Here is a 24,254-nt window from a genome sequence, read left to right as displayed (position 1 = left end):
TTACTTCCACAGTGCACATTTGCTCTCGGCCTTCGTGGTGAAGACCTCTTCACCCGGCAGCTTGGCGACGACCTTGTAGTAGTCCCACGGCTGGCTCGATTCGGCCGGCGACTTCACCTGCACGAGGTACATGTCGTGCACGAAGCGGCCATCGGCGCGGATGGTGCCCTTGGCATAGAAGTCGTTGACCGGCGTGGACTTGAGCGCGGCCATCACCTTGTCGGCATCCGTGCTCTTGGCGGCCTGCACCGCCTTCAGGTAGGTCATCGTGGCCGAGTAGTCGGCGGCCTGGATGTCGGTGGGCATGCGCTTGGTCTTCTCGAAGAACTTCTTGCCGAAGGCGCGCGTCTGGTCGTTCAGGTTCCAGTCCCAGCTCGTGGTGAGCAGCAGGCCTTCGGTGTTCTTCAGGCCCAGGCTGTGGATGTCGGTGATGAAGACCAGCAGGCCGGCCATCTTCATGGTCTTGTTGATGCCGAATTCCTTGGCGGCCTTGATCGCGTTGATCGTGTCGCCGCCCGCATTCGCGAGGCCGAGGATCTGCGCCTTGGAGTTCTGCGCCTGCAGCAGGAAGGACGAGAAGTCCGACGCATTGAGCGGATGCTTGACGCTGCCGACCACCGTGCCGCCCTTTTCCTTCACGACCTTGGCCGTGTCGGCTTCGAGCGCTGCGCCGAAAGCGTAGTCAGCCGTGAGGAAGAACCAGCTCTTGCCGCCGTTGGCGACGACCGCACCGCCGGTGCCCTTGGCGAGCGCGACGGTGTCGTAAGCGTAGTGCACCGTGTAGGGGCTGCACTGCTCGTTGGTGAGCGCCGAGGTGCCGGCGCCGTTGACCATGAAGACGCGCTTCTTCTCCTGCGCGACCTTCGCCATCGCGAGGCCGGTGCCGGAGTTGGTGCCGCCGAAGAGCATCGTCAGGTTCTCGGTGTCGATCCACTCGCGCGCCTTCGAGGCGGCGATGTCCGCCTTGTTCTGGTGGTCGGCCGTCACGAGCTCGATCGGCATGCCGTTGACCTTGCCGCCGAAATCGTCGATCGCCATCTGGATGGCGGTCGCGCCGTTCTTGCCCTCGACGTCCGCGTAGAGGCTCGACATGTCGGTGATGAAGCCGATCTTGACTTTGTCCTCGGCCTGCGCGGCGCCTGCCGCGAGCGCGATGGCGAGAGAGACGGCGGAAAGTGCGAGGGTCTTGTTCATATTCATCATGGGTTGAAAGGAGACGAAAAAATCGAGAGGGCCGCCGCGCCCGGCCGCCCGAAGCGGCCGGCCCGCCCCCGGTCGGGGGTTGGCGAAGCGACACGAAGTGCGCGCAGCCTGGGGACGAGCTTCATTTCCAGAGGGCGCACTTCGAATCGGCCTTGGCCGTGAAGACTGGTCGCCGGGCAGCTTGGTGATGACCTTCAGGTAATCCCACGGCTGCTTCGATTCGGCGGGCGTCTTGACTTCGACGAGGTACATGTCGTGCACGAAGCGGCCATCGGCGCGGATCCGGCCCTTGGCGTAGAAGTCGTCGATCGGCATCTTCCTGAGCTCCGCCATCACCTTGTCGGCATCCGTGCTCTTGGCGGCCTGCACCGCCTTCAGGTAGGTCATCGTGGCCGAGTAGTCGGCGGCCTGGATGTCGGTGGGCATGCGCTTGGTCTTCTCGAAGAACTTCTTGCCGAAGGCGCGCGTCTGGTCGTTGAGGTCCCAATACCAGCTCGTGGTGTGCAGCAGGCCTTCGGTGTTCTTCAGGCCCAGGCTGTGGATGTCGCTCAGGAAGATCAGCAGGCCGGCGAGCTTCATGTTCTTGCCGATCCCGAATTCCTTCGCGGCCTTGATCGCGTTGATCGTGTCGCCGCCCGCATTCGCGAGGCCGAGGATCTGCGCCTTGGAGTTCTGCGCCTGCAGCAGGAACGACGAGAAGTCCGACGCATTGAGCGGATGCCGCACCGCGCCGACCACCGTGCCGCCCTTCGCCTTGACCACGGCGCTGGTGTCGGCTTCGAGCGCATGGCCGAAGGCGTAATCAGCGGTCAGGAAGAACCAGCTCTTGCCGCCGCGGTCGACCACCGCACCGCCGGTCCCCTTGGCGAGCGCGACGGTGTCGTACGCGTAGTGCACGGTGTAGGGGCTGCACTGCTCGTTGGTCAGTGCGGAAGTGGCGGCGCCGTTGTTGAAGTACACGCGCTTCTTCTCCTGCGCGACCTTGGCGGTGGCCAGCGCGGTGCCGGAGTTGGTGCCGCCGAAGACCATCGTCACGCCGTCGGTGTCGATCCATTCGCGCGCCTTCGATGCGGCGATGTCGGCCTTGTTCTGGTGGTCGGCGGTGACGAGCTCGATCGGCTGACCGAGCACCTTGCCGCCGAAGTCGTCGATCGCCATCTGGATCGCGAGCGCGCCGTTCTTGCCCTCGACATCGGCGTAGAGGCTCGACATGTCGGTCACGAAACCGATCTTCACTTTTTCCTGTGCTTGGGCGCCCGATGCCAGGGCCAGTGCCGCCACAGCGATCGAGAGTGCGGAGAGAGAAGTCTTCATGATGGGCTCCATCCAGTCAGAAAGGTTCGGGATCAGACGCCCAGCAGCTCGTTGAGCACCGGCATCTTGGCGTCGAGCTCGGCCGCGCTGAACGCCTCGACCATGCGGCCGTGCTCCATCACGTAGAACCGGTCGGCGAGCGGCGCGGCGAAGCGGGAAGTTCTGCTCCACCATCACCACGGTGTAGCCCTTGCCGCGCAGCGTGTGGATCATCCGCGCCAGCGCCTGCACGATGACCGGCGCCAGCCCTTCGGAGATTTCGTCGAGCAGAAGCAGCTTGGCGCCGGTGCGCAGGATGCGCCCCACCGCCAGCATCTGCTGTTCGCCGCCCGACAGGCGCGTGCCCTGGCTGTGCCTGCGCTCGGCGAGGTTCGGGAACATCTTGTAGATCTCGTCGACCGACATGCCCTTGTCGCCGCCCTTCAGCGGTGGCGGAAGCAGCAGGTTCTCTTCGCACGAGAGGCTCGCGAAGATGCCGCGCTCCTCCGGGCAGTAGCCGATGCCGTAGTGCGCGATGCGGTGCGTGGACAGGTGGATCGTCTCGTGGCCATTGACCTTGATGCTGCCCTTGCGCGCACCGGTCAGGCCAAGGATCGCGCGCATGGTCGTGGTGCGTCCTGCCCCGTTGCGCCCCAGCAAGGTGACGACCTCGCCGGGTTGCACCACCATGTCGACGCCGTGCAGCACGTGCGACTCGCCGTACCAGGCCTGCAGGCCGCTGATTTCGAGTGCTGGAACCGACATCAGTGGGCCCCCTGCAACTGGCCTTCGGTGGTGCCCATGTAGGCTTCCATCACCTGCGGATTGCGGGAGACCTCGGCATACGGCCCTTCGGCGAGCACCGCACCACGTTGCAGCACCGTGATCTTGTCGGCGATGGTCGAGACCACGCTCATGTTGTGCTCGACCATCAGGATGGTGCGGCCCGCCGACACACGCTTGATGAGCTCGGCAACGCGATGCACGTCTTCGTGGCCCATGCCCTGCGTGGGTTCGTCGAGCAGCATGAGTTCAGGCTCCATCGCGAGCGTGGTTGCGATTTCGAGCGCTCGCTTGCGGCCGTAGGGCAGATTCACCGTGAGTTCATCGGCAAGGTCTTCCAGGCCGACCTGCGCGAGCAGCTCCCGGGCCCGTGCGTTGAGCGGCGTCAGCGACTTCTCGCTCTTCCAGAAGTGGTAGGAGGTGCCGAGCGCGCGCTGCAATCCGAGGCGCACGTTCTCGAGCAGGGTCAGGTGCGGGAACACCGCGGAGATCTGGAACGAGCGGATGATCCCGCGGCGCGCGATCTGCGCCGGCCGCTCGCGGGTGATGTCCGTGCCGTTGAACAGGATCGCGCCCGAGGTCGGCTCCAGGAACTTGGTCAGCAGGTTGAAGCAGGTCGTCTTGCCCGCGCCGTTGGGGCCGATCAAGGCATGGATCGATCCGCGAACGACCGACAGATCGACCTTGCTGACTGCGGTGAAGCCCTTGAATTCCTTGGTGAGCTTGCGCGTTTCGAGAATGATGTCGGTCATCTCGCGATTGCGCCCTTGAGCTGGCGGAAATAGTCGGTCATGCGTTCCATGTTTGTGCACGCCACCATGGCCGTGCGGAACGCATTGTTCGCAGGCGTAACAAACCTGCCTACTGGGGCAAATGCCTAGCTGGGCTCGCCCCCAGGCTGCGCGCACTTCGTGTCGCTTCGCCAACCCCTTCCGGGGGCAACACCGGCGGCCCGGCGAAGCCGGCCCCGCGGTGTTCCACGAAAAAGGGCCGCATTGAGCGGCCCTGTATGGTCGGATGCGCCGAATCAGTGTGCACCAGCAGCGGCATCGGACGAGCCGCCCCCGCGCGCCGGCTTCGCCAGCCACACCAACGGAATCAGCAGCAGGAACAGGATGGCCGAGCCGTAGAACACGTCGCTCGACGCGAGCATGAAGGCTTGCTGGTCGACCAGGCGATTGATCTGCCCCAGCACCTGCTCAGCGCTGAAGCCGGCACCGCCCAGATTGGCCATCGCGCCGCTCGCGGCCGAACTGCCCTGGTTGATCGCTTCGACCAACTGCGCGTGATGCAGCGTTGCCCTGTTCTCCCAGAGCGTGGTCGCGGTCGAGGTGCCGATGGCACCCGCCGTGATGCGCAGGAAATTCGACAGGCCCGACGCGGCCGGGATGCGGTCCGGCGTGAGGCCCGACAGCGTGATCGTCACCAGCGGGATGAAGAAAAACGCCATCGCCACGCCCTGGATGACGGTCGGAATCATGATCGTCCAGAAGTCCGCCTGGGTGTTGAAGTTGGAGCGCATCCACAGCACCAGCGCGAAGACCAGGAACGAGAAGGTCGCGTAGCGCCGCGGATCGACCCTCCCCACCGTCATGCCCACCACCGGCGAGAAGAAGATCGCCAAGAGGCCCACCGGCGCCATGATCATCCCCGCCTGCGTGGCGGTGTAGCCCATGTACTGCTGCAGCCACAGCGGCAGGATCACCACGTTGCCGAAGAAGAGCCCGTAGGCCACTGCGGTTGCGAGCGCGCCGGACCAGAAGTTGCGGCGCTTGAAGAGCGACAGGTCGACCACGGGGTGCTTGTCGGTGAGTTCCCAGACCAGGAAGAAGGCGAAGCCCACCACTGCCACGGCGGCGAGCGTCACGATCTGGGCCGAGTGGAACCAGTCGAGCTCCTTTCCCTTGTCGAGCATGAGCTGGAGCGAACCTACCCACAGGACGAGCAGCGCCAGCCCGATGCCGTCGATCGGCACCTTGCGCGTCGCGCTTTCACGCTTGTGGTAGATGGCCCAGGTGATGCCTGCCGCAAGAAGACCCACCGGGATGTTGATGTAGAAAATCCACGGCCACGAGATGTTGTCGGTGATCCAGCCACCGAGCAGCGGGCCCATCACCGGTGCCACCAGCGTGGTCATGGACCACATCGCCATCGCGAGTCCCGCCTTGGCGCGCGGATAGCTCGACAGCAGCAGCGTCTGCGACAGCGGGATCATCGGCCCGGCGACGAAGCCCTGCAGCGCGCGGAAGGCGATCAGCATCGTCATGTTGGGCGCGAGGCCGCACAGCCACGAACTGATGATGAACAGCAGCACGCTCGCCATGAACAGGCGCACCTGTCCGAAGCGCTGCGTGAGCCAGCCCGTGAGCGGCACCGCGATGGCGTTGGCCACCGCGAAGCTGGTGATGACCCAGGTGCCCTGCGTGGAGCTCACGCCCAGATCGCCGGAAATCGCCGGCAGCGACACATTCGCGATCGACGTGTCGAGCACGTTCATGAAGGTCGCGGCCGACAGCGCGATGGTTCCCCACGTGCGTGCGGAACCTTCGAGCGGCGCGAGCGGCTGCGGTGCAGCGGCGTTCGACATTGCGCGGACCTCGGTCGATCAACCGGGTTGAGCCGCCGAGGCCACCGGGGTCGCCGGCTTGGCGCCGTTCGAGGCGGGCGCCTTCTGCGGGGCATCGCGGCCGATGTTCGCGGCGATGATGCGCTCCACTTCGGCATCGGCGCCGCGTTCGAGCTGGCTGTAGACCTGCGTCTGCGCCGTCGCCGCGTCGCCGCGCGGTGCGTCGGCGAGCATCTTGCCGCCCTTGTCGCGCACGTCGATCTCCGCGTCCATCGAGAGCCCCACGCGCAGCGGGTTGGCCTTGAGCTGCTCGGCGTCGAGCGCGATGCGGACCGGCACGCGCTGCACCACCTTGATCCAGTTGCCGGTCGCGTTCTGCGCGGGCAGCAGCGCGAAGGCCGCGCCGGTGCCGACGCCGAGGCCCTGCACGTGGCCGGTGTACTCGACCTTCTTGCCGTACAGGTCGGCAGTGAGCTTCACCGGCTGGCCGATGCGGATGTTGCGCAGTTGCACTTCCTTGAAGTTCGCATCGACCCAGAGCTGGTTGAGCGGGACGATCGACATCATCGGCGTGCCGGCAGTGACGCGCTGGCCGAGCTGCACGGTGCGCTTGGCGACGTAGCCGTCGACCGGTGCGGGCAGCCCGACGCGCTGCGTTGCAAGGTAAGCCTCGCGCACCTTGGCGGCGGCGGCCAGCACGCTCGGGTGCTGCTCGACGCTCGTGCCTTCGGTGAGCGACTGGTTGCTCGAGAGCTGCTCGCGCGCGGCGAGTGCGCTCGCCTGCGCGGCCGCCAGCGCGCTCTTGGCGTTGGCCAATGCGGTTTCGGAGTGGTTGAGCTCTTCCTTCGACACCGCGCCGTTGCCCGACAGCGCCTGACGGCGCTTCAGGTCGTCCTCGGCACGGGCGATGTCGCTCTGCGCACGCACGATGTCGGCCTGGCGCAGCGACACCTGCGCGGCCAGCGAAGCGTTGTTGACGTAGAGCGTGCGGGCCTGGCGCACCGCCTGGGCCAGCGCGGCCTCGGCCTGGTCGAGCGCCACGCGGGCGTCGGACGGATCGAGCTGCACCAGCGGCTGGCCCGACTTCACGAAGTCGGTGTCGTCCGCCATGATCGTCATCACCGTGCCCGCGATCTGCGGCGTGATCTGGATCACGTTGCCCTGCACGTAGGCGTTGTCGGTCGACTCGTAGTGGCTGGCGACGAGCCATTCATACCCGCCCCAGACGGCACCCACGACCACCACGGCCGCGGCCAGCGCGGTGAGTGCGCGGCGGCGCTTGTTGTTCGGGGCCTGTGCTTCTGCTGCGGCTCCAGCCAGAGCGGCGGGGTGGGCGGCGTTGTTGTTTTCCATGGCGATGTCTTTCGGGTACGAAACGTTTGTTCAGTTGTGCGCGGTGGCAGAGCCGGCCGCAGCGGTCTTTGCGTCGTCAGGCTGCCAGCCGCCGCCCAGTGCGCGTGCGAGGCCGACCTGCGAATCGAGGGCGCGCGCGGCGAGATCCACGCTATCGCGGCGCTGTGCCAGCACGGTGACTTCGGCCGTGAGCACATCGAGATAGGTCCCGAGGCCCGCGCTGTAGCGCTGCACCGCGATGTCGTAGGCGGCTTCGGCGGCGTCCTGCGCCTCGCGCTGCTGCACCTGCTGGCGCGCGACCGACTGCACGCTGGAGATCTGGTCCGCGACATCGCGCACCGCATCGATCACGGTGGCGTTGTAGCTTTCGATTGCGGTGTCGAGATCGGCCGACTTGCCGCGCAGGTTGGCCCGCAGGCGGCCACCTTCGAAGATCGGCAGACGCACCGCGGGACCGACGCCCCACTGCTGGCTGGCGGACTTCAGGAGGTTGTCGAAACCGATGCTCTGGAAGCCCGCGAAGGCCACCAGGTTGATGTTGGGATAGAACAGGGTCTTGGCATTCGCCACGTCGCTCGTGGCGGCCTCGACACGCCAGCGCGCAGCCGCGATGTCGGCGCGGCGGCCGAGCAGGTCGGCCGGGATCGTCGACTGCAGCGCGATCGGCTTCATGTTGCCGAGCACCGGCGGATTGAGCCCCTGGGTGGCGTTCGGCTTGGCGACCAGCGCGTCGAGCGCATGCTGGGCGATCTCGATCTGCTCCTTGAGCGCTTCGATCTGCTGGCGCGCTTCGGGCAGGCCGCCTTCGCTCTGCTTCAACTGCAGGCGCGTGTCGAGGCCGGCGGAAACGCGGTCCCGCACGAGCTTGAAGGTCTCTTCGCGCTGCGCGAGCGTGCGATTGGCCACGGCAAGGCGATCCTGCAGTCGCGCCCACTGCACGTACCCGCGCGCGACGTTGCTCGCGAGCAGCACGCGCGCCGCATCGGCGTCCGCGGCGGCAGCGTTGGCACTGCCGATGGCGGCCTCGATCGCGGTGCGGTTCTTGCCGAAGAAGTCGAGTTCCCAGCTGCCCGAGAGCTGCAGCGTGCCGACCTCCTGGATCGAACCGCCGAGCGGCGCCGGATAGATGTAGGTGTTGGAGAATTTCTGTCGCGTGAGGTCGAGCGAGCCGTTGATCTGCGGCTTGTCGTTGGCCTCGACCACGGAAACCGCGGCTTGCGCCCGTGCGAGCCGCGCACGCGCGACCTGCAAGTTAGGATTACCTTCCAGCGACTGCGCAATCAGGGCGTTGAGCTGGGCATCGCCGAAGGCCAGCCACCATTGGCTGTCGAGGGCGGGCACGGCCGCGGCAGGCGCGGAAGCGGCCGGCGACGCCGGCGCCGTGAGGCCGAGCGAATCGGCATCGCGCAGCTTGGCCTGCGGCCAACTGCCACCCATGTCGGCGCAACCGGCCAGCGCCAGCGCAAACACGGCTGTTGCCACCGCAGTGGCACGGCGCAACGCGCCTTCAGGAAGTCGATGAGTCATTTTTTCTTTGCGGCCCGAGAGGGCGTGTGCGTTATCAAGAATGCGGCGCAGATAACTCTTGAGCTGCTCCCATTCCTCGTCGGAGAAACCGGCGAGGTGCTCGTTCTGCACGCGACAGAGCAGATGCGGTACTTGCTTGGCGGCGGCGCGGCCTTCGTCGGTGAGCTCGATGTTGACCACACGGCGGTCGGACACCGAGCGAACGCGCCGGCAGAGGCCCTTGGCCTCGAGACGATCCAGCAGACGGGTCATAGCGCCGGTGTCGAGTTCGCACTCGCGCGCGAGTTCCGCCACGGTGGTGGCGTGCCCCATATGAAGCTTGTGCAGCGGCACCCATTGCGGGTAGGTCGGGCTGCCGGGTTCGCACATGAGCGATTCCACGGACTGGCCGACAGCCGTCATGATGCGCCGCATCAGGTAGCCGATGCTCTCCTCCGAGCGGTAGTTCTCGGGCTTGTAGAACGCCTTGACGCCGCGCGGCTCGCCGGACGGCGACTCTGCCAGAGTGGACTCGGGACTCTTGGAATTGGACATCGGCGAATATTAGTTGCCTCGGCAATTATTGTCAAGGCGACCTTTGAGTGGGCAAGCGTTAGCTAGAATCGCGCCATGGCTTCCTCCACTTCCACCCGGCCCGGCAAAGGCTCCCCGAAGTCCTTATCCGGGCTGGCGCCCTTTCTTCGGCCGTATCGCACGCAGATCATCCTGGCCGGGGTTTTTCTGGTGCTTGCCGCCGTCACGACGCTAATCTTCCCGGTCGCGCTGCGCAGCCTGATCGACGGCGGCCTGATCGGGAGCGACAAGGGCGCGCAAACCATGGCGCTGCGCGATCACTTCGTCGCCCTCTTCGCCGTGGCCGTGGCGCTCGGCCTCTTCTCGGCAGCGCGCTTCTACACCGTGAGCTGGCTCGGGGAGCGCGTCACGGCGGACCTGCGCAATGCGGTCTACGCCCACGTGCTGCGCCAGAGCCCGGTCTTCTTCGAGACCACGCAGACCGGCGAGGTGCTTTCACGCCTGACTGCCGACACCACGCTGGTACAGACCGTCGTCGGCTCGTCGCTCAGCATGGGCCTGCGCAATGCGGTGATGGCGGTGGGCGCACTCGCGATGCTGATCTGGACCAATCCTTACGTGATGGTCCAGGTGCTCGGCATTCTCGTGCTGGTGGTGCTGCCGAGCATGTGGTTCGGCCGGCGTGTGCGCAAGCTGTCGCGCGCCAGCCAGGATCGCGTGGCGGACTCGAGCGCGATCGCCGCGGAAGTGCTCAATGCCATCCCGGTCGTTCAGAGCTACACGGCGGAGGCGCGTGAATCGGCCCGCTTCGACGCATCGACGGACAACGCCTTCCGCACCGCGGTTCATCGCACGAAGGCGCGTTCCATCCTCGTGGCCTTCATCATCATCGCGACATCGGCCGCGCTGCTCTGGGGCCTCTACCAGGGAACGCAGGCCGTTCTGCACGGCGACATCACGGCCGGCCACCTGGGACAGACCGTGGTCTACGTGATCATTCTCGCGAGCGCCGCGGCGGTGCTCGGCGAGGTCTACGGCGACCTGCTGCGCGCGGCCGGCGCGACCGAACGGCTGATGGAACTGCTGCACGCCAGGTCCGTGATCGAATCGCCCGCCGCGCCCGTTCAGGCGCCGGTTTCCGATGGCGGCAGCTCGGTCCGCTTCGGATCGGTGACCTTCCACTACCCTTCCCGCCCCGGCGTTCCCGCGCTGCGCGAATTCAGCCTCACGATCACGCCCGGTGAGACGGTGGCGCTGGTCGGATCGAGCGGCGCCGGCAAGAGCACGGTCTTCCAGCTTCTGCTGCGCTACTACGACCCGCAATCCGGAAGCATCTCGCTGGACGGCGCCCCGCTCGGCGCGCTGTCGCTGGACGCGCTGCGCCAGCGGATCGGCCTCGTTCCCCAGGATGCGGTCATCTTCTCGGCGACCGCCTTCGAGAACATCCGCTACGGCCGGCCCGACGCGACCGCCGAGGAAGTCCACGCAGCCGCCAAGGCGGCCTTCGCGGACGGCTTCCTGCGCGCGCTGCCCGAGGGATACGACACGTTCCTGGGCGAACGCGGCGTACGGCTTTCCGGCGGCCAGCGGCAGCGCATCGCGATCGCACGCGCCATGCTCAAGAACCCACCGCTGCTTCTGCTCGACGAGGCCACGAGTGCACTTGACGCCGAGAGCGAGCGCATGGTCCAGGCGGCGCTTGAATCGGCAATGACCGGACGCACCACGCTCGTGATCGCCCACCGGCTCGCGACCGTGCAGAAGGCGGACCGCATCGTGGTGCTCGACCACGGGAGCATCGTCGAGCAGGGAACGCACGCGAGCCTGGTTGCGCAGAACGGCGTCTACGCACGGCTCGCAGCGCTGCAGTTCGTGGCCTGAAATCCGGCTTGCGGCCGGGACGCGCGTCGCCGGCGCGCGGCGCTACTGCAAGGTTTCCTTGAGCGCCGGCGGCAAAGGCAGCGAAAAAACAGGGATGCCCTCGTCGATCAGGCTCTGGGCCTGTTCGCGCGTGGTCTGGCCGCGGATGCCGCGTTCTTCCGCCTCACCGTAGTGCATCTTTCGCGCCTCGTCGGCGAAGCGGTCGCCGACGTCCTCGGTTTGCGCGATCACCTTGCGCACCGCCTGGAGCCAGCGGCCTTCGGGCGACCCGGCATCGTCAGGCGCTGCTCGCGGCTCGGCCGGCTTGGCCGGCTTGGCCGGCTTGGCGCTGCCGAGATTCAGGCGCGGCGCGGCCAGCAGCTTCGCGATTTTCCTGTCGCCACAGAGCGGGCACTCCACCAGCCCACCCGCGAGCTGGGTCTCGAACTCCTCGTGGGACGCGAACCATCCCTCGAAGCCGTGACCGTGTGCGCACTGGAGGTTGAGGACCTTCATGCGCGCATTATCCCGCCGGGGCGAACTGCGCGGGCGATTGCCAGTCGAGGACCCAGGCACCCGAAAGGACGTTCTGGAGCCACAACGCGCAAGTCTGCGACTTGGCATCGGTCACGATTCCGTCACGGCACCACGCAAGCACTTCCTCGGGCGTCGCACTGATCACGTCGAGGAATTCGCCATGGTCCAGCTGGCGCGTTCCGAGCGAAAGTCCGCGCGCGAAATAGATGTGGATGACTTCCGTCGAATAGGCGACCGCCAGATGCATCGCACCGGCGTAGGCCCACTCTTGCGCGGTGTAGCCGGTTTCCTCGACCAGTTCGCGCTGGCCGCACAGCAGAGGGTCCTCGCCGGCATCGAGCTTTCCGGCAGGAAACTCGGTCATCACATGGCCGATGGGGTAGCGATACTGGCGCTCGAGCACGAGGCGCCCATCATCGAGCAACGGCACGACCACGACCGCACCGGGATGCACAACGTACTCGCGCGTCGCGGTGTGCCCATCCGGCAATCGGACGGTGTCTCGCTTGGCACGGAGGAAATTCCCCTGGAACAACAGTTCGCTGGCCGTGCATTCTTCACGGAGGTGCGTATCGACGCCGTCTGGGGTCTTCGAGCTCATTCGATTTCCTTCACCGATGCTTCAACAGATAGCGCCACGTGAACCCGGGGAACGCCAGAACGATGAACAGCGCGGCCGTGACGGCGTAGAACTCCCATCCCTGTGGGGCAATCTGACCGACGCGGCTTTCGAACAGCAACCCGATGCCGCCGACGATGAAGTAGAGCAGCAGCAGTTCGCCGAGCCGGATCGCGAGCGACTTCGTCGAGCCCGGCAGCGGAATCAACCCCAGTATGCGCTCCGTGAAGAACGGCAGGTTGGCTGCCAGCAGCGCAACCAGCAGCACCACCCAGACCGAGGCGGTTTGAGACACGGAGCCGGATCAGGTCGCGAGCGTTGCCACGATCGCCCGAGCGCAAAGCGCCATCAGGCCACCGGGCAGAATCCCCAGGATCAGGATCAGCGCGCCGTTGACGGTGAGCACGGCACGGACGTCGTGCGGCGCCGACACGGTCGTCGCGGTCAGGGGAGCGTCGAAGTACATGACCTTGACCACGCGCAGGTAGTAGAACGCGCCGATCAGCGACATCACCACGGCGAAGACGGCCAGCGCGATGTGCATCGCCTGACCCGATGCGATCAGGGCCTGGAGCACTGCGAACTTGGCGTAGAAGCCGACCAGCGGCGGCACGCCCGCCAGCGAGAACATCGCGATCGCCATCACGCCGGCATACAGCGGGCTGCGCTGGTTGAGACCGGCGAGATCGGTGATCTCCTCGCTCTCGAAGCCCTCGCGCGCCAGGAGCAGGATGATCCCGAAGCTCGCGAGCGTCGTGAGCACATAGGTGATGATGTAGAACATCGCGGCGCTGTAGGCGAACTGCGCGTTGTACGTGTTGCCGTTGACGACACCGGCCACCAGGCCGAGCAGCATGAAGCCCATCTGCGCGATGGTCGAATAGGCCAGCATCCGCTTGAGGTTCGTCTGCGCGATGGCCGCGAGATTGCCCACCAGCAGCGACGCGATCGCGAGCAGCGTCAGCATCTGTTGCCAGTCGAATGCGAGCGGGAGCAAGCCTTCGACCAGGAGGCGAATGATGATCGCGAAGGCCGCCAGCTCAGGCGCCGCGCCGATCAGCAGCGTGACCGCCGTCGGTGCGCCTTGGTACACATCAGGCACCCACATGTGGAATGGTGCAGCGCCCACCTTGAATGCCAGGCCCGCGACGATGAAGACCAGGCCGAAGACGAGGACCTGGTGATTGACCTGACGGGTACCGATGGCCTTGAACACCTCGTTGATGTCGAGCGAACCGGTCGCGCCGTACATCATCGACAGGCCATAGAGCAGGAAGCCGCTGGCCATTGCGCCGAGGACGAAGTACTTCATTGCGGCTTCGCTCGCCACGGCGTTGTCGCGGCGCAGCGCGACCAGGGCGTAGCTCGACAGCGTCAGCAATTCGAGTCCGAGGTAAAGCACCAGGAAGTTGCTGCCCGAGATCATCACGAACATGCCGAGCAAAGCCAGCATGCTCATCGTGAACAACTCGCCGCCACGCAGCATGCCGCGATCGGCCGAATAGGGGCGGCCGTAGACGAGCGTGACCATCAGTGCGAGCGTCGCGAAGCACTTGAGCCAGTTGCCCATCGGGTCGCTCACGACCATCCCGCCGAATCCATAGATGGTCTTGCCTTCGGCGGCGTTGAATCCGGTCAGCACCGCGATCACCGCCAGCGTCAGCAGCGTCAGCACATAGGTGGCCGTGCGGCGGGGGCTGGTGGTGGACAGATCCACCAGCGCGATGACGCATGCCATGATGAGCAGCGCCGCCTCTGGGTAGATCGCCATCCAGCTGAGTTTGTCAATCATCTCGTTCTCTTGTTCAGCTTGGATTTAGGGCAGCTTGGAAATCGCCACGTGGCGCAGCAGTTCGGCCACGGACGGATTCATCACATCGGTGAAAGGCTTGGGATAGAGGCCCATCCAGAGCACCGCGATCGCCAGCAATGCGAGCATGAGGAATTCGCGGGCGCCGATGTCGCTCAGCTCCTTCACGTGGTCGTTGCCCGGGGCGCCGAGGTAGACGCGCTTGTACATCCACAGCGTGTAGGCGGCACCGAAGATCAGCGCCGTGGCGGCGCCGAGGCCGAGCCAGAAGTTCGTCTTGACCGCGCCGATGATCACCATCCACTCGCCGACGAAGCCGGCCGTTCCCGGAAGGCCGCAGTTGGCCATCGCGAACAGCAGCGCGAAGGCCGCGAACTTGGGCATGGTGTTGACCACACCGCCGTAGTCGGCGATCTCGCGGGAATGCACGCGGTCGTACAGCACGCCGATGCACAGGAACATCGCGCCGGAGACGAAGCCGTGGGAAATCATCTGGACGATGCCGCCCGAGACACCGAGTTCGTTGAAGATGAAGAAGCCGAGTGTCACGAAGCCCATGTGGGCCACCGACGAATACGCGACCAGTTTCTTCATGTCCTGCTGGACCAGGGCGACGAGGCCCACGTAGATCACGGCAATCAGTGACAGCGCGATCATGAGCCAGGCCCACTCGTGCGAGGCATCGGGCGCGATCGGCATCGAGAACCGCAGGAAGCCGTAGGCGCCGAGCTTCAGCATGATCGCTGCCAGCACGGCAGAACCGCCCGTCGGCGCCTCGACGTGCACGTCCGGCAACCAGGTGTGGACCGGCCACATCGGGACCTTCACCGCAAAGGCAGCAAGGAAGGCGAAGAACAGGTAGGTCTGCGTGCTCCGCTCCAGCGGCAGCTTGTGCCACGTCAGGATGTCGAAGCTGCCACCCGACTTGTTGTACAGGTAGATCAGCGCGACCAGCGTCAGCAGCGAGCCGAGCAGCGTGTAGATGAAGAACTTGAAGGCCGCGTAGATCTTGTTCGGACCGCCCCAGATACCGATGATCAGGTACATCGGGATCAGCGTGGCTTCGAAGAAGACGTAGAACAGGATCCCGTCGAGCGCGGAGAACGTGCCGATCATCAGGCCGGACAGGATCAGGAACGCGCCCATGTACTGGTTGACGCGCTCGGTGATCACCTCCCAGGCAGAGATCACCACGATGACCGTGATGAACGCCGTCAGGAGCACGAGCCAGAACGAGATGCCGTCGAGGCCGACGTGGTAGTTGATGTTGAAACGCTCGATCCAGGGCGTCTTCTCGACGAACTGCATCGCGGCGGTGCTGGTATCGAAGCGCGCGTAAAGCGGCAGCGTGACCAGGAAGCTCGCAATCGAACCGACGAGGGCGATCCAGCGGACCATCGTCGCCTGACTGTCACGACCGAAGGCCAGTAGCACGGCGCCGATGATGATCGGCATCCAGATGGCAAGGCTCAACAGACCCATTTTTGTTTTTCTCCAGCGAGAGCGCTTACCGTTTGAACCAGACGAAGTACGACATCAGCACGAAGATGCCCAGCAGCATCGCGAATGCGTAGTGATAGATGTAGCCCGACTGCACCCAGCGCACGGCACCGGCGATGCGGCCGACCAGTTTCCACGAACCGTTGACGATGGCGCCGTCGATGATGCCCTGGTCGCCGCCCTTCCAGAGACCCGTGCCCAGGGCACGGGTGGCGCGGGCGATGACGTTCTCGTTGAACCAGTCCATGTAGTACTTGTTGTCGAGCAGGCGGTAGATCGGTCCGCAGGCACGCTTGATCGCCGCCGGCAGCGCCGGGTTGACCGGTACATGTACCAGGACAGCACCACGCCTGCGAGCGCGAGCCAGAACGGCGCGGCGGTCAAGCCGTGGACTGCCATCGCCAGCGGGCCATGGAACGCCTCGGACAGTTCCTTCATCGCCTCGTGCTTCGTCTCGTCGATGACGATCGCGCCGCTGAAGAAGTCGCCGAAGAGCATCGGCTGAATCGTCATGAAGCCGATGACGACCGACGGAATGGCCAGCAGCACCAGCGGCAGCCAGACCACCCACGGAGACTCGTGCGGCCCATGATGGTCGTCGTGGCCATGGTGATCGTCGTGCGCATCATGGTGCGCATCCGGATTCTGGTCGTAGCGCTCCTCGCCGTGAAACACCAGGAAGTACATCCGGAACGAGTAGAAGGCCGTGACGAACACGCCTGCGAGCACCGCGAAATACGCGAAGCCGGAGCCCCACAGGTGGCTTTCGTGGACCGCCTCGATGATGGTGTCCTTGGAGTAGAAGCCGGCGAACAGCGGCGTGCCGATCAACGCGAGCGAGCCGACGAGCGAGGTGATCCAGGTGATCGGCATGTACTTGCGCAAGCCACCCATCCAGCGGATGTCCTGGTTGTGGTGCATGCCGATGATCACCGAGCCGGCGCCGAGGAACAGCAGGGCCTTGAAGAAGGCGTGCGTCATCAGGTGGAACACCGCAGCCGAGTACGCCGATGCGCCAAGCGCCACGGTCATGTAGCCGAGCTGCGAAAGCGTCGAGTAGGCCACCACGCGCTTGATGTCGTTCTGGATGATGCCCAGGAAACCCATGAAGAGCGCCGTGATCGCACCGATCACCAGGACGAAGCTCAAGGCCGTATCGCTCAGCTCGAACAGCGGCGACATGCGCGCCACCATGAAGATGCCGGCGGTCACCATCGTCGCCGCGTGAATCAGCGCGGAGATCGGGGTCGGGCCTTCCATCGAATCAGGCAGCCAGACGTGCAGCGGGAACTGCGCGCTCTTCCCCATCGCGCCGATGAACAGGCAAATGCAGATCACCGTGATGAGCATCCATTCGGTACCGGGGAAGGTGATCTTCGCCAGCTCGCCGGCCTTCGCGAAGGCTTCGCCGTAGTTCAGCGTGCCCGCATAGGCGGCGATCAGGCCGATGCCGAGGATGAAGCCGAAGTCGCCCACGCGGTTGACCAGGAAGGCCTTCAGGTTCGCGAAGATCGCTGTCGGACGGTTGAACCAGAACCCGATCAGCAGGTACGACACCAGGCCCACCGCTTCCCAGCCGAAGAAAAGCTGGAGCATGTTGTTGCTCATCACGAGCATCAGCATCGAGAAGGTGAACAGCGAGATGTAGGAGAAGAAACGGTTGTAGCCGTCGTCGTCCTGCATGTAGCCGATGGTGTAGATGTGAACCATCAGCGACACGAAGGTCACGACGCACATCATCATGGCAGTGAGACCGTCGATCAGGAAGCCGATCTCCATCTTCAGGCCGCCGACCGTCATCCATTCGTAGATGGTCTCGTTGAAGCGGGCGCCGTCGGCGACCACGCTCTTGAGCGTCATGGCCGAGATGATGAAGGCCACGAGCACGCCGAGGATGGTCAGCGAATGCGTGACGCGGCGGCCGATGTGGTTGCCGCCGAACTTCGTGCCGAACAGGCCCGCGACGACGGCGCCGACCAGGGGAGCCAGCGGAACGGCCAGCAACGAGGATGCAGAAAGTGTTGCGCTCATGATGATCCTTAGCCCTTGAGCGCGTTGAGTTCGTCGACGTTGATGTTCGACCTGTTGCGGAACAGGAGGACGAGCAGCGCCAGACCGATCGCGGATTCGGCCGCAGCGACCGTCAGGATGAAGAACACGAAGATCTGGCCGTGCATGTCGCCGAGGAAATACGAGAAGGCGACGAAGTTCATGTTGACGGCCAGAAGCATGAGCTCGATGCACATCAGGAGAACGATGAGGTTCTTCCGGTTGAGGAAGATGCCGATCACGGAAAGCGCGAACAGCATCGCGCCCAGCGAGAGGAAGTGTCCGAGCGTGAGCGTCATGCCTTGGTCTCCGCGGCTGCCGACGGTTCCTCGGCAGCGGGTTGTGGCGCACGGGTGGCCGGCATCTGGACGATGCGGACCCGGTCGCGCGCCTTCACCCGGACCTGGTCGGCCGGGTTGACGTACTTGCTGTCCTTGCGGGTGCGCAGCGTGAGCGCGATGGCCGCGACGATCGCGACGAGCAGGATCACCGCCGCAATCTCCAGCGGATACAGGTAGTCGGTGTAGAGAAGCTTGCCCAGCTCGAGCGTGTTGGAGGTGTTGGGACCGGTCGCAAGCGGACTCTTCGGCGCAGCGAGGCGGAAGCCGCCCATCAGCACCGCCGCCATTTCGAGCGCGATGAGTGCACCGACGCCTGCGGCAAGCGGGAAGTGCCGCCAGAAGCCCTCTCTGAGACTGTCGACGTTGATGTCCAGCATCATCACGACGAACAGGAACAGCACCATCACCGCACCGACGTAGACGAGCACGAGCGAAATGGCCAGAAACTCGGCCCGCAGCAGCAGCCAGATCGCCGAAGCCTGGAAGAAGGCCAGCACGAGGTAGAGCGCGGCATACACGGGGTTGCGCGCGGTGATCACGCGAAAGGCTGCGAACAGCAGCACCGCGGAAAACAGATAGAACAGACCGGTCTTGACGTCCATGGGTCGAATTCGTTGCGAGGTTCGGGCCAGACCGCTCAGCGGTACTTGGCGTCTGCCGCCTTGTTGGCAGCGATTTCTTTTTCGTAGCGATCGCCCACGGCCAGGAGCATGTCCTTGGTGAAGTAGAGGTCGCCGCGCTTTTCCCCGTGGTATTCGAAGATGTGGGTTTCCACGATCGAGTCGACCGGGCAGCTTTCTTCGCAGAACCCGCAGAAGATGCACTTGGTCAGGTCGATGTCGTAGCGGGTGGTCCGGCGAGAGCCGTCGTCACGCACGTCGGACTCGATCGTGATCGCCATGGCGGGGCACACGGCCTCGCACAGCTTGCAGGCGATGCACCGCTCTTCGCCATTCTCGTAGCGGCGAAGCGCATGAAGTCCGCGGAAACGCGGCGAAAGCGGCGTCTTCTCTTCCGGGAACTGCACGGTGATCTTGCGGCTGAAGGCGTACTTGCCGGTCACTGCCAGACCCTTGAACAGTTCGAACAGCATGAAGCTGCGCAGAAAGTCCTTGAGCGAAAACGGCTGCGCCGTCGTCGGTGATGAGCGCGCAAGCGCGCTGGTGGTTTGCGCAGGCATGGCGATTACTTCCAGATGTTGAACGAGGTCTGCATCCACGCGCCGACCACCACCAGCCACACCAGCGTGACCGGAATGAAGATCTTCCAGCCCAGACGCATGATCTGGTCATAGCGGAAGCGCGGGAAAGTCGAACGGACCCACAGGAACATGGTGACCACGCAGAAGGTCTTGATGCCCAGCCAGATCCAGCCCGGAATGAACGACAGGAACTCGAATGGAGGCAGCCAGCCGCCCAGGAACAGGATCACGCAGAGGATCGAGACCAGCCACATGTTGGCGTACTCGGCCAGGAAGAACATGGCGAAGCTCATGCCCGAGTACTCGATCATGTGGCCCGCGACGATCTCGGATTCGCCTTCGACGACGTCGAAGGGGTGGCGGTTCGTCTCGGCCAGACCGGAGATGAAGTAGACGAGGAAGATCGGCAGCAACGGCAGCCAGTTCCACGACAGGAAGCCTACGCCCATCGAGACGAAGTGACCCCTGCCCTGCCCCATCACGATGTCGGTCATGTTGAGGCTGGCCGACACCATCAGCACCACGACGAAGCAGAAGCCCATCGCGATCTCGTAGCTGACCATCTGGGCGGATGCACGCAGGGCGCCGAGAAAGGCGTACTTCGAATTCGACGCCCATCCCGCGATGATCACGCCATAGACCTCCAGCGAGGTGATGGCCATGACGAACAGCAGGCCGGCATTGATGTTGGCGAGCGCAACTTCGGGGCCGAACGGAATCACGGCCCACGCGGCCAGCGCCGGCATGATCGTCATGATCGGGCCGAGCAGAAACAGTCCCTTGTTGGCGACGGTCGGAAGGATGATTTCCTTCGTCAGCAGCTTGAGTGCGTCGGCGATGGGCTGCAGCAGACCGAGCGGTCCAATCCGATTGGGGCCGATGCGGATCTGCGTGAAGCCGATGGCCTTGCGCTCCCAGAGCGTCAGATAGGCGACCGCACCCATCAATGGTGCGACCACTACGACGATCTTGATCAACGTCCAGATGATGGGCCAGGCGATGGCGGTCCACCAGCCTGCGGACACGAGTCCGGCTCCGAAGCCGTGCAGTGCGTCGATCATGCGAGCACCTCCTCTGCGCCGGAAGCCTGCGCAAGACGAGCGTCGGCCGTGAGTTGGAGCGATGGGGCACGACGGACGATCGAGTCGAGCTGATAGATGCTCGCAACCACCGGCGCAGCCTGCGTCGGCGTGCCGGCAACGACCGGTGCCGACGTCGCGTTGCTCAGCCTGCCCGTCACCAGTTCGGCAGTGGGGCCCATGTCGGCGAGAACGTCCGCCGAGGATTCGAAGGTAAAGCCGGGCAAACCGAGCAGGTTGCCCAGAACGCGGAGGACCTTCCAGGCCGGACGCGCCTCACCCTGGGGCTTCACGACCGCATGGAAGCTCTGCACGCGCCCTTCGGCATTCACGAAGGTGCCGGCCGTTTCGGTAAAGGGAGCGATCGGCAGCAGGACGTCGCTGAACTCGAGGTTGGCCTTGAACGGGCTCAGCGTCACGACCATCTGAGCGTGCGTCAGCCCTTCCACAGCAGACTCGCCTGCGGCCGAGTCGAACACCGGCTCGTTGTTGAGCAGCAGCGCGGCCTTGAGTCCGCCAGCCAGCATCTGGCCTGCATTCAGTCCGCCGGCCTTGGGCAACGCGCCCACGACCTGCGCACCGACCGTGTTCGCGGCCTCGGTCAGGAAGCCGACGCTCGCGCCGGTTTGCGCACCGATCCAGTTCGCCAGCAGCAGCAAGGTGCCGGCCTGTGCGTGATGGGCTGCCGCATTGCCGAGCAGGATGGCTTTGCGTTCGCCGTCGAGCAGGGAAGCAGCGATGGCCTTGGCAACATCACTCGGGGAACCGTTTGCAGCGATGGGCGCACTGGCACCCTTGCTTTCGGCGACGGCCGCGGCGACTTGCGCGAGCACATCGACCCAGCGATCGGACGAGACACGAACGGCGTTGGCGACCGGAATCGCCCAAGCGTCGTCATCGGCGAAAAGCGCCTGCGAGGTGACGGCGCTCAGCACACCCCTTGCGAACGGCCTGGCGGATCCGCTGGGCGAACAACGGATGATCCTTGCGGAGGTTGGAGCCGATCACGAGTGTGCGCTGCAGCTGCGACAGCGATGCGATCGACGTGCCAAGCCAGCGCACGCCTTCGAAAGGCGCGAACTCGGCATTGCGCAAGCGGTAATCGATGTTGTCGCTGCCCAGGCCATTCGTCAGCAGCTTGGCCAGGTGCAGCTCTTCGAGCGTGCTGTGCGGGCTGACCAGCGTGCCGATGGTCTGCGGGCCGTGATCGGCCTTGATCTGCTTGAGACCGTTGGCGACGTATTCCAGCGCGGTCTGCCAGTCCACCTGCTGCCACTGACCGCCTTGCTTCAGCATCGGCTGCGTCAGGCGCTCAGGGCCGTTCAATGCCTCGTACGAGAAGCGGTCACGGTCGGCGATCCAGCACTCGTTCACGTCTTCGTTCTCGAGCGGCACCACGCGCATCACGCGGTTGTTCTTGACCTGCACGATCAGGTTGGCACCCGTCGAATCGTGCGGGCTCACCGACTTGCGGCGAGACAGTTCCCAGGTGCGGGCGCTGTAGCGGAAGGGCTTGCTCGTGAGCGCGCCGACCGGGCAGATGTCGATCATGTTGCCCGACAGCTCGGAATCCACCGAATCGCCGAGGAAGGTTTCGATCTCGGAGTGCTCGCCGCGATTGGCCATGCCCAGCTCCATCACGCCGGCCACTTCCTGGCCGAAACGGACGCAGCGCGTGCAGTGAATGCAGCGGCTCATTTCCTCCATGCTGATCAGCGGGCCGACGTCCTTGTGGAACACGACACGCTTTTCTTCTTCGTAGCGAGAGGAAGAAGCGCCGTAGCCGACGGCGAGATCCTGCAGCTGGCACTCGCCGCCCTGGTCGCAGATCGGGCAATCCAGCGGGTGATTGATGAGAAGGAACTCCATCACCGACTGCTGGGCCTTGATCGCCTTGTCGCTCTTGGTGCGGACGATCATGCCCTGCGTCACCGGCGTGGCGCAGGCCGGCATCGGCTTCGGCGCCTTCTCGACGTCGACCAGGCACATCCGGCAGTTGGCGGCGATGCTGAGCTTCTTGTGGTAGCAGAAGTGCGGGATGTAGGTGCCCGCCTTTTCGGCCGCATGCATGACCATGCTGCCTTCGGTCACTTCGACCTTCTTGCCGTCAAGTTCGATTTCAACCATATGTGTTGTGTTCTTCTTGTGCTCAGGCCTTGACGGGAGCCTTCGGAACGTAGCCCGGAACCAGGGCTTCGAACTCGTGGCGGAAGTGCTTGATCATGGCCCGCACCGGCATGGCCGCCGCATCGCCGAGCGCGCAGATGGTGCGGCCCTGGATGTTGTCGGCGACGGAGTTCAGCAGATCGATGTCGGCCGGCTTTCCGTGTCCGTTGTGGATCCGGTCCACGAGACGCCACAGCCAGCCGGTGCCTTCGCGGCACGGCGTGCACTGGCCGCAGGACTCGTGCATGTAAAAGTACGAGAGGCGCTTGAGCGACTCGACCATCGAACGGCTGTCGTCCATCACGATGACCGCGCCCGAGCCGAGCATCGAGCCGGCCTTGGCGATCGAGTCGTAGTCCATCGTGCATTCCATCATGATGGAAGCCGGCAGCACGGGCGCGGACGACCCGCCGGGGATCACCGCCTTGAGCTGGCGTCCCTTGCGGACACCGCCCGCCAGTTCGAGCAGCTTGGAGAACGGCGTGCCCATCGGCACTTCATAGTTGCCGGGCATCTCGACGTCACCGCTGACCGAGAAAATCTTGGTGCCGCCGTTGTTGGGCTTGCCGCATTCGAGGTAAGCCGCACCACCGTTGTTGATGATCCACGGCACCGCCGCAAAGGTCTCGGTGTTGTTGATGGTCGTCGGCTTGCCGTACAGGCCGAAGCTCGCCGGGAACGGCGGCTTGAAGCGGGGCTGCCCCTTCTTGCCTTCGAGCGACTCGAGCAGCGCAGTTTCTTCGCCGCAGATGTAGGCGCCGAAGCCATGGGCGGCGTGCAGCTGGAAGTTGTAGCTGCTGCCCATGATGCCATCGCCGAGGTAGCCTGCCGCGCGCGCCTCTTCCAGCGCTTCCTCGAAGCGCTCGTAGGTCTGGAAGATCTCGCCGTGAATGTAGTTGTAGCCGACGCTGATGCCCATCGCATAGGCAGCGATGGCCATGCCTTCGATCACGATGTGCGGGTTGAATTGCAGGATGTCCCGGTCCTTGCAGGTGCCGGGCTCGCCCTCGTCGGAGTTGCAGACCAGGTACTTCTGGCCCGGGAACTGCCGGGGCATGAAGCTCCACTTGAGGCCCGTCGGGAAGCCCGCGCCGCCGCGCCCGCGAAGGCCGGAAGACTTGACTTCGGCGATCACCTGGTCGGGCGTCAAGCCTTCGGTCAGGATCTTGCGCAGCGCCTTGTAGCCGCCGCGCGCCTCGTAGTCGGCCAGGCGCCAGTTGGTCCCGTTCAGGCCGGCATAAATCTGCGGCGAGATGTGGCGGTCATGGAAGCAGGTCTGGACACCGGTCGCCTGGAATTGCGACAGCACTTGCTCGGGCGACATCATTGCGCTCCCTTCGGCGTCGAATTGCGCAGGCCGTCGATCAACTGATCGAGTTTCTCGTTGCTCATGAAGCTGCACATCGTGCGGTCATTGACCAGCATCACCGGCGAATCGGCGCAGGCGCCGAGGCATTCGCTCTGCTGCAGCGTGAACATGCCGTCAGCCGTGGTCTCGCCCATCTGGATGCCGAGCTTCTTCTCGAGATGCGCAAGGGCAGCCGCGCCGTCGCGGAGCTGGCAAGGCAGATTGGTGCAGACGTTGAGCTTGAACGCGCCCACCGGCCGCTGGTTGTACATGTTGTAGAACGTGGTGACCTCGTGGACCGCGATCGGCGCCATGCCGAGGTAGTCCGCGATCTCACGCTCGCGCAGCTCGCTGATGAAGCCGTCTTCCTGCTGCACGATGGCGAGGCAAGCCATCACGGCCGACTGCTTGCCGGCTGGCGGGTACTTGGCGACCTCGCGTGCAAAGCGGGCCAGCGTCGCTTCGGAGAGCGGCGCCTGTTCGCGGCGGGTGGTGTCGGAAGTCAT

17 protein-coding genes and 5 pseudogenes are annotated in these 24,254 nt (G+C 64.8%); 1 reads left to right on the top strand and 21 read right to left on the bottom strand.

The window, feature by feature from the left end; all coding sequences use genetic code 11:
- From ACQ858_RS05595 to ACQ858_RS05560, 8 genes and pseudogenes are all read right to left on the bottom strand, one after another.
- Entirely contained in the window at positions 1–1,203 is a 1,203-nt protein-coding gene (locus tag ACQ858_RS05595; RefSeq protein ID WP_431275769.1) for an ABC transporter substrate-binding protein, read from the bottom strand.
- 121 nt (positions 1,204–1,324) lie between these two features.
- Positions 1,325–2,517: pseudogene (locus tag ACQ858_RS05590) on the bottom strand (ABC transporter substrate-binding protein).
- Positions 2,518–2,549: 32 nt separating this feature from the next.
- Positions 2,550–3,261, bottom strand: a pseudogene (locus ACQ858_RS05585) (ABC transporter ATP-binding protein).
- Positions 3,261–4,031: an ABC transporter ATP-binding protein gene (locus ACQ858_RS05580; protein ID WP_431275768.1), complete on the bottom strand. Its 771-nt coding sequence runs from the start codon at positions 4,029–4,031 to the stop codon at positions 3,261–3,263. The pseudogene ACQ858_RS05585 and the gene ACQ858_RS05580 overlap by 1 nt, the downstream one beginning before the upstream one ends.
- A gap of 275 nt (positions 4,032–4,306) precedes the next feature.
- Positions 4,307–5,866 carry a DHA2 family efflux MFS transporter permease subunit gene (locus ACQ858_RS05575; protein ID WP_431275767.1) on the bottom strand — a complete coding sequence of 520 codons (1,560 nt, stop codon included), beginning with the start codon at positions 5,864–5,866 and terminating at the stop codon, positions 4,307–4,309.
- A gap of 18 nt (positions 5,867–5,884) precedes the next feature.
- Positions 5,885–7,198 (bottom strand): efflux RND transporter periplasmic adaptor subunit, encoded by a 1,314-nt coding sequence (locus ACQ858_RS05570; RefSeq protein ID WP_431275766.1) that lies wholly within the window; start codon positions 7,196–7,198, stop codon positions 5,885–5,887.
- Between the two features lie 30 nt (positions 7,199–7,228).
- A complete protein-coding gene (locus ACQ858_RS05565) occupies positions 7,229–8,725 on the bottom strand; it encodes an efflux transporter outer membrane subunit (RefSeq protein WP_431276798.1) in 1,497 nt (498 codons plus the stop codon).
- 153 nt (positions 8,726–8,878) lie between these two features.
- Positions 8,879–9,094 (bottom strand): annotated as a pseudogene (locus tag ACQ858_RS05560) (MarR family winged helix-turn-helix transcriptional regulator); the annotation flags it as partial.
- A 240-nt stretch (positions 9,095–9,334) separates the two neighbouring features.
- Between ACQ858_RS05560 and ACQ858_RS05555 the strand changes: the two are divergent.
- Entirely contained in the window at positions 9,335–11,119 is a 1,785-nt protein-coding gene (locus ACQ858_RS05555) for an ABC transporter transmembrane domain-containing protein (protein ID WP_431275765.1), read from the top strand.
- 42 nt (positions 11,120–11,161) lie between these two features.
- Here ACQ858_RS05555 and ACQ858_RS05550 read toward each other — a convergent pair whose 3' ends face one another.
- The 13 genes and pseudogenes from ACQ858_RS05550 to nuoE all read right to left on the bottom strand — a co-directional run bounded on the left by ACQ858_RS05550 (position 11,162) and on the right by nuoE (position 24,254).
- Entirely contained in the window at positions 11,162–11,614 is a 453-nt protein-coding gene (locus tag ACQ858_RS05550) for a DUF1178 family protein (RefSeq protein ID WP_431275764.1), read from the bottom strand.
- Positions 11,615–11,621: 7 nt separating this feature from the next.
- Entirely contained in the window at positions 11,622–12,236 is a 615-nt protein-coding gene (locus tag ACQ858_RS05545) for an NUDIX domain-containing protein (protein ID WP_431275763.1), read from the bottom strand.
- A 10-nt stretch (positions 12,237–12,246) separates the two neighbouring features.
- Entirely contained in the window at positions 12,247–12,549 is a 303-nt protein-coding gene (locus ACQ858_RS05540) for a DUF2818 family protein (RefSeq protein WP_431275762.1), read from the bottom strand.
- Positions 12,550–12,558: 9 nt separating this feature from the next.
- Positions 12,559–14,046 (bottom strand): NADH-quinone oxidoreductase subunit NuoN, encoded by a 1,488-nt coding sequence (nuoN, locus tag ACQ858_RS05535; protein WP_431275761.1) that lies wholly within the window; start codon positions 14,044–14,046, stop codon positions 12,559–12,561.
- 24 nt (positions 14,047–14,070) lie between these two features.
- A complete protein-coding gene (locus tag ACQ858_RS05530) occupies positions 14,071–15,546 on the bottom strand; it encodes an NADH-quinone oxidoreductase subunit M (RefSeq protein ID WP_431275760.1) in 1,476 nt (491 codons plus the stop codon).
- A gap of 25 nt (positions 15,547–15,571) precedes the next feature.
- Positions 15,572–17,595, bottom strand: a pseudogene (gene nuoL / locus ACQ858_RS05525) (NADH-quinone oxidoreductase subunit L).
- 8 nt (positions 17,596–17,603) lie between these two features.
- On the bottom strand, positions 17,604–17,912 hold the full coding sequence (gene nuoK / locus ACQ858_RS05520) for an NADH-quinone oxidoreductase subunit NuoK (protein WP_088956248.1): 309 nt from the start codon (positions 17,910–17,912) through the stop codon (positions 17,604–17,606).
- The gene (locus ACQ858_RS05515) at positions 17,909–18,556 is read right to left on the bottom strand and encodes an NADH-quinone oxidoreductase subunit J (RefSeq protein WP_431275759.1); all 648 of its coding nucleotides are present in this window, start codon (positions 18,554–18,556) and stop codon (positions 17,909–17,911) included. The genes nuoK and ACQ858_RS05515 overlap by 4 nt, the downstream gene beginning before the upstream one ends.
- Positions 18,557–18,591: 35 nt before the next feature.
- The gene (nuoI, locus tag ACQ858_RS05510; RefSeq protein WP_431275758.1) at positions 18,592–19,134 is read right to left on the bottom strand and encodes an NADH-quinone oxidoreductase subunit NuoI; all 543 of its coding nucleotides are present in this window, start codon (positions 19,132–19,134) and stop codon (positions 18,592–18,594) included.
- A 5-nt stretch (positions 19,135–19,139) separates the two neighbouring features.
- Complete coding sequence (nuoH, locus tag ACQ858_RS05505) at positions 19,140–20,216, bottom strand: NADH-quinone oxidoreductase subunit NuoH (protein WP_431275757.1); 1,077 nt, start codon at positions 20,214–20,216, stop codon at positions 19,140–19,142.
- A pseudogene (gene nuoG, locus ACQ858_RS05500) lies at positions 20,213–22,361 on the bottom strand (NADH-quinone oxidoreductase subunit NuoG). The gene nuoH and the pseudogene nuoG overlap by 4 nt, the downstream one beginning before the upstream one ends.
- Before the next feature lie 22 nt (positions 22,362–22,383).
- A complete protein-coding gene (nuoF, locus tag ACQ858_RS05495) occupies positions 22,384–23,724 on the bottom strand; it encodes an NADH-quinone oxidoreductase subunit NuoF (protein ID WP_431275756.1) in 1,341 nt (446 codons plus the stop codon).
- Entirely contained in the window at positions 23,724–24,254 is a 531-nt protein-coding gene (gene nuoE, locus ACQ858_RS05490) for an NADH-quinone oxidoreductase subunit NuoE (RefSeq protein ID WP_431275755.1), read from the bottom strand. The genes nuoF and nuoE overlap by 1 nt, the downstream gene beginning before the upstream one ends.

The organism is Variovorax ureilyticus (assembly GCF_050632185.1).
GTDB lineage: Bacteria > Pseudomonadota > Gammaproteobacteria > Burkholderiales > Burkholderiaceae_C > Variovorax > Variovorax ureilyticus_A.
This window is presented reverse-complemented; position numbering and strand designations above follow the sequence as displayed.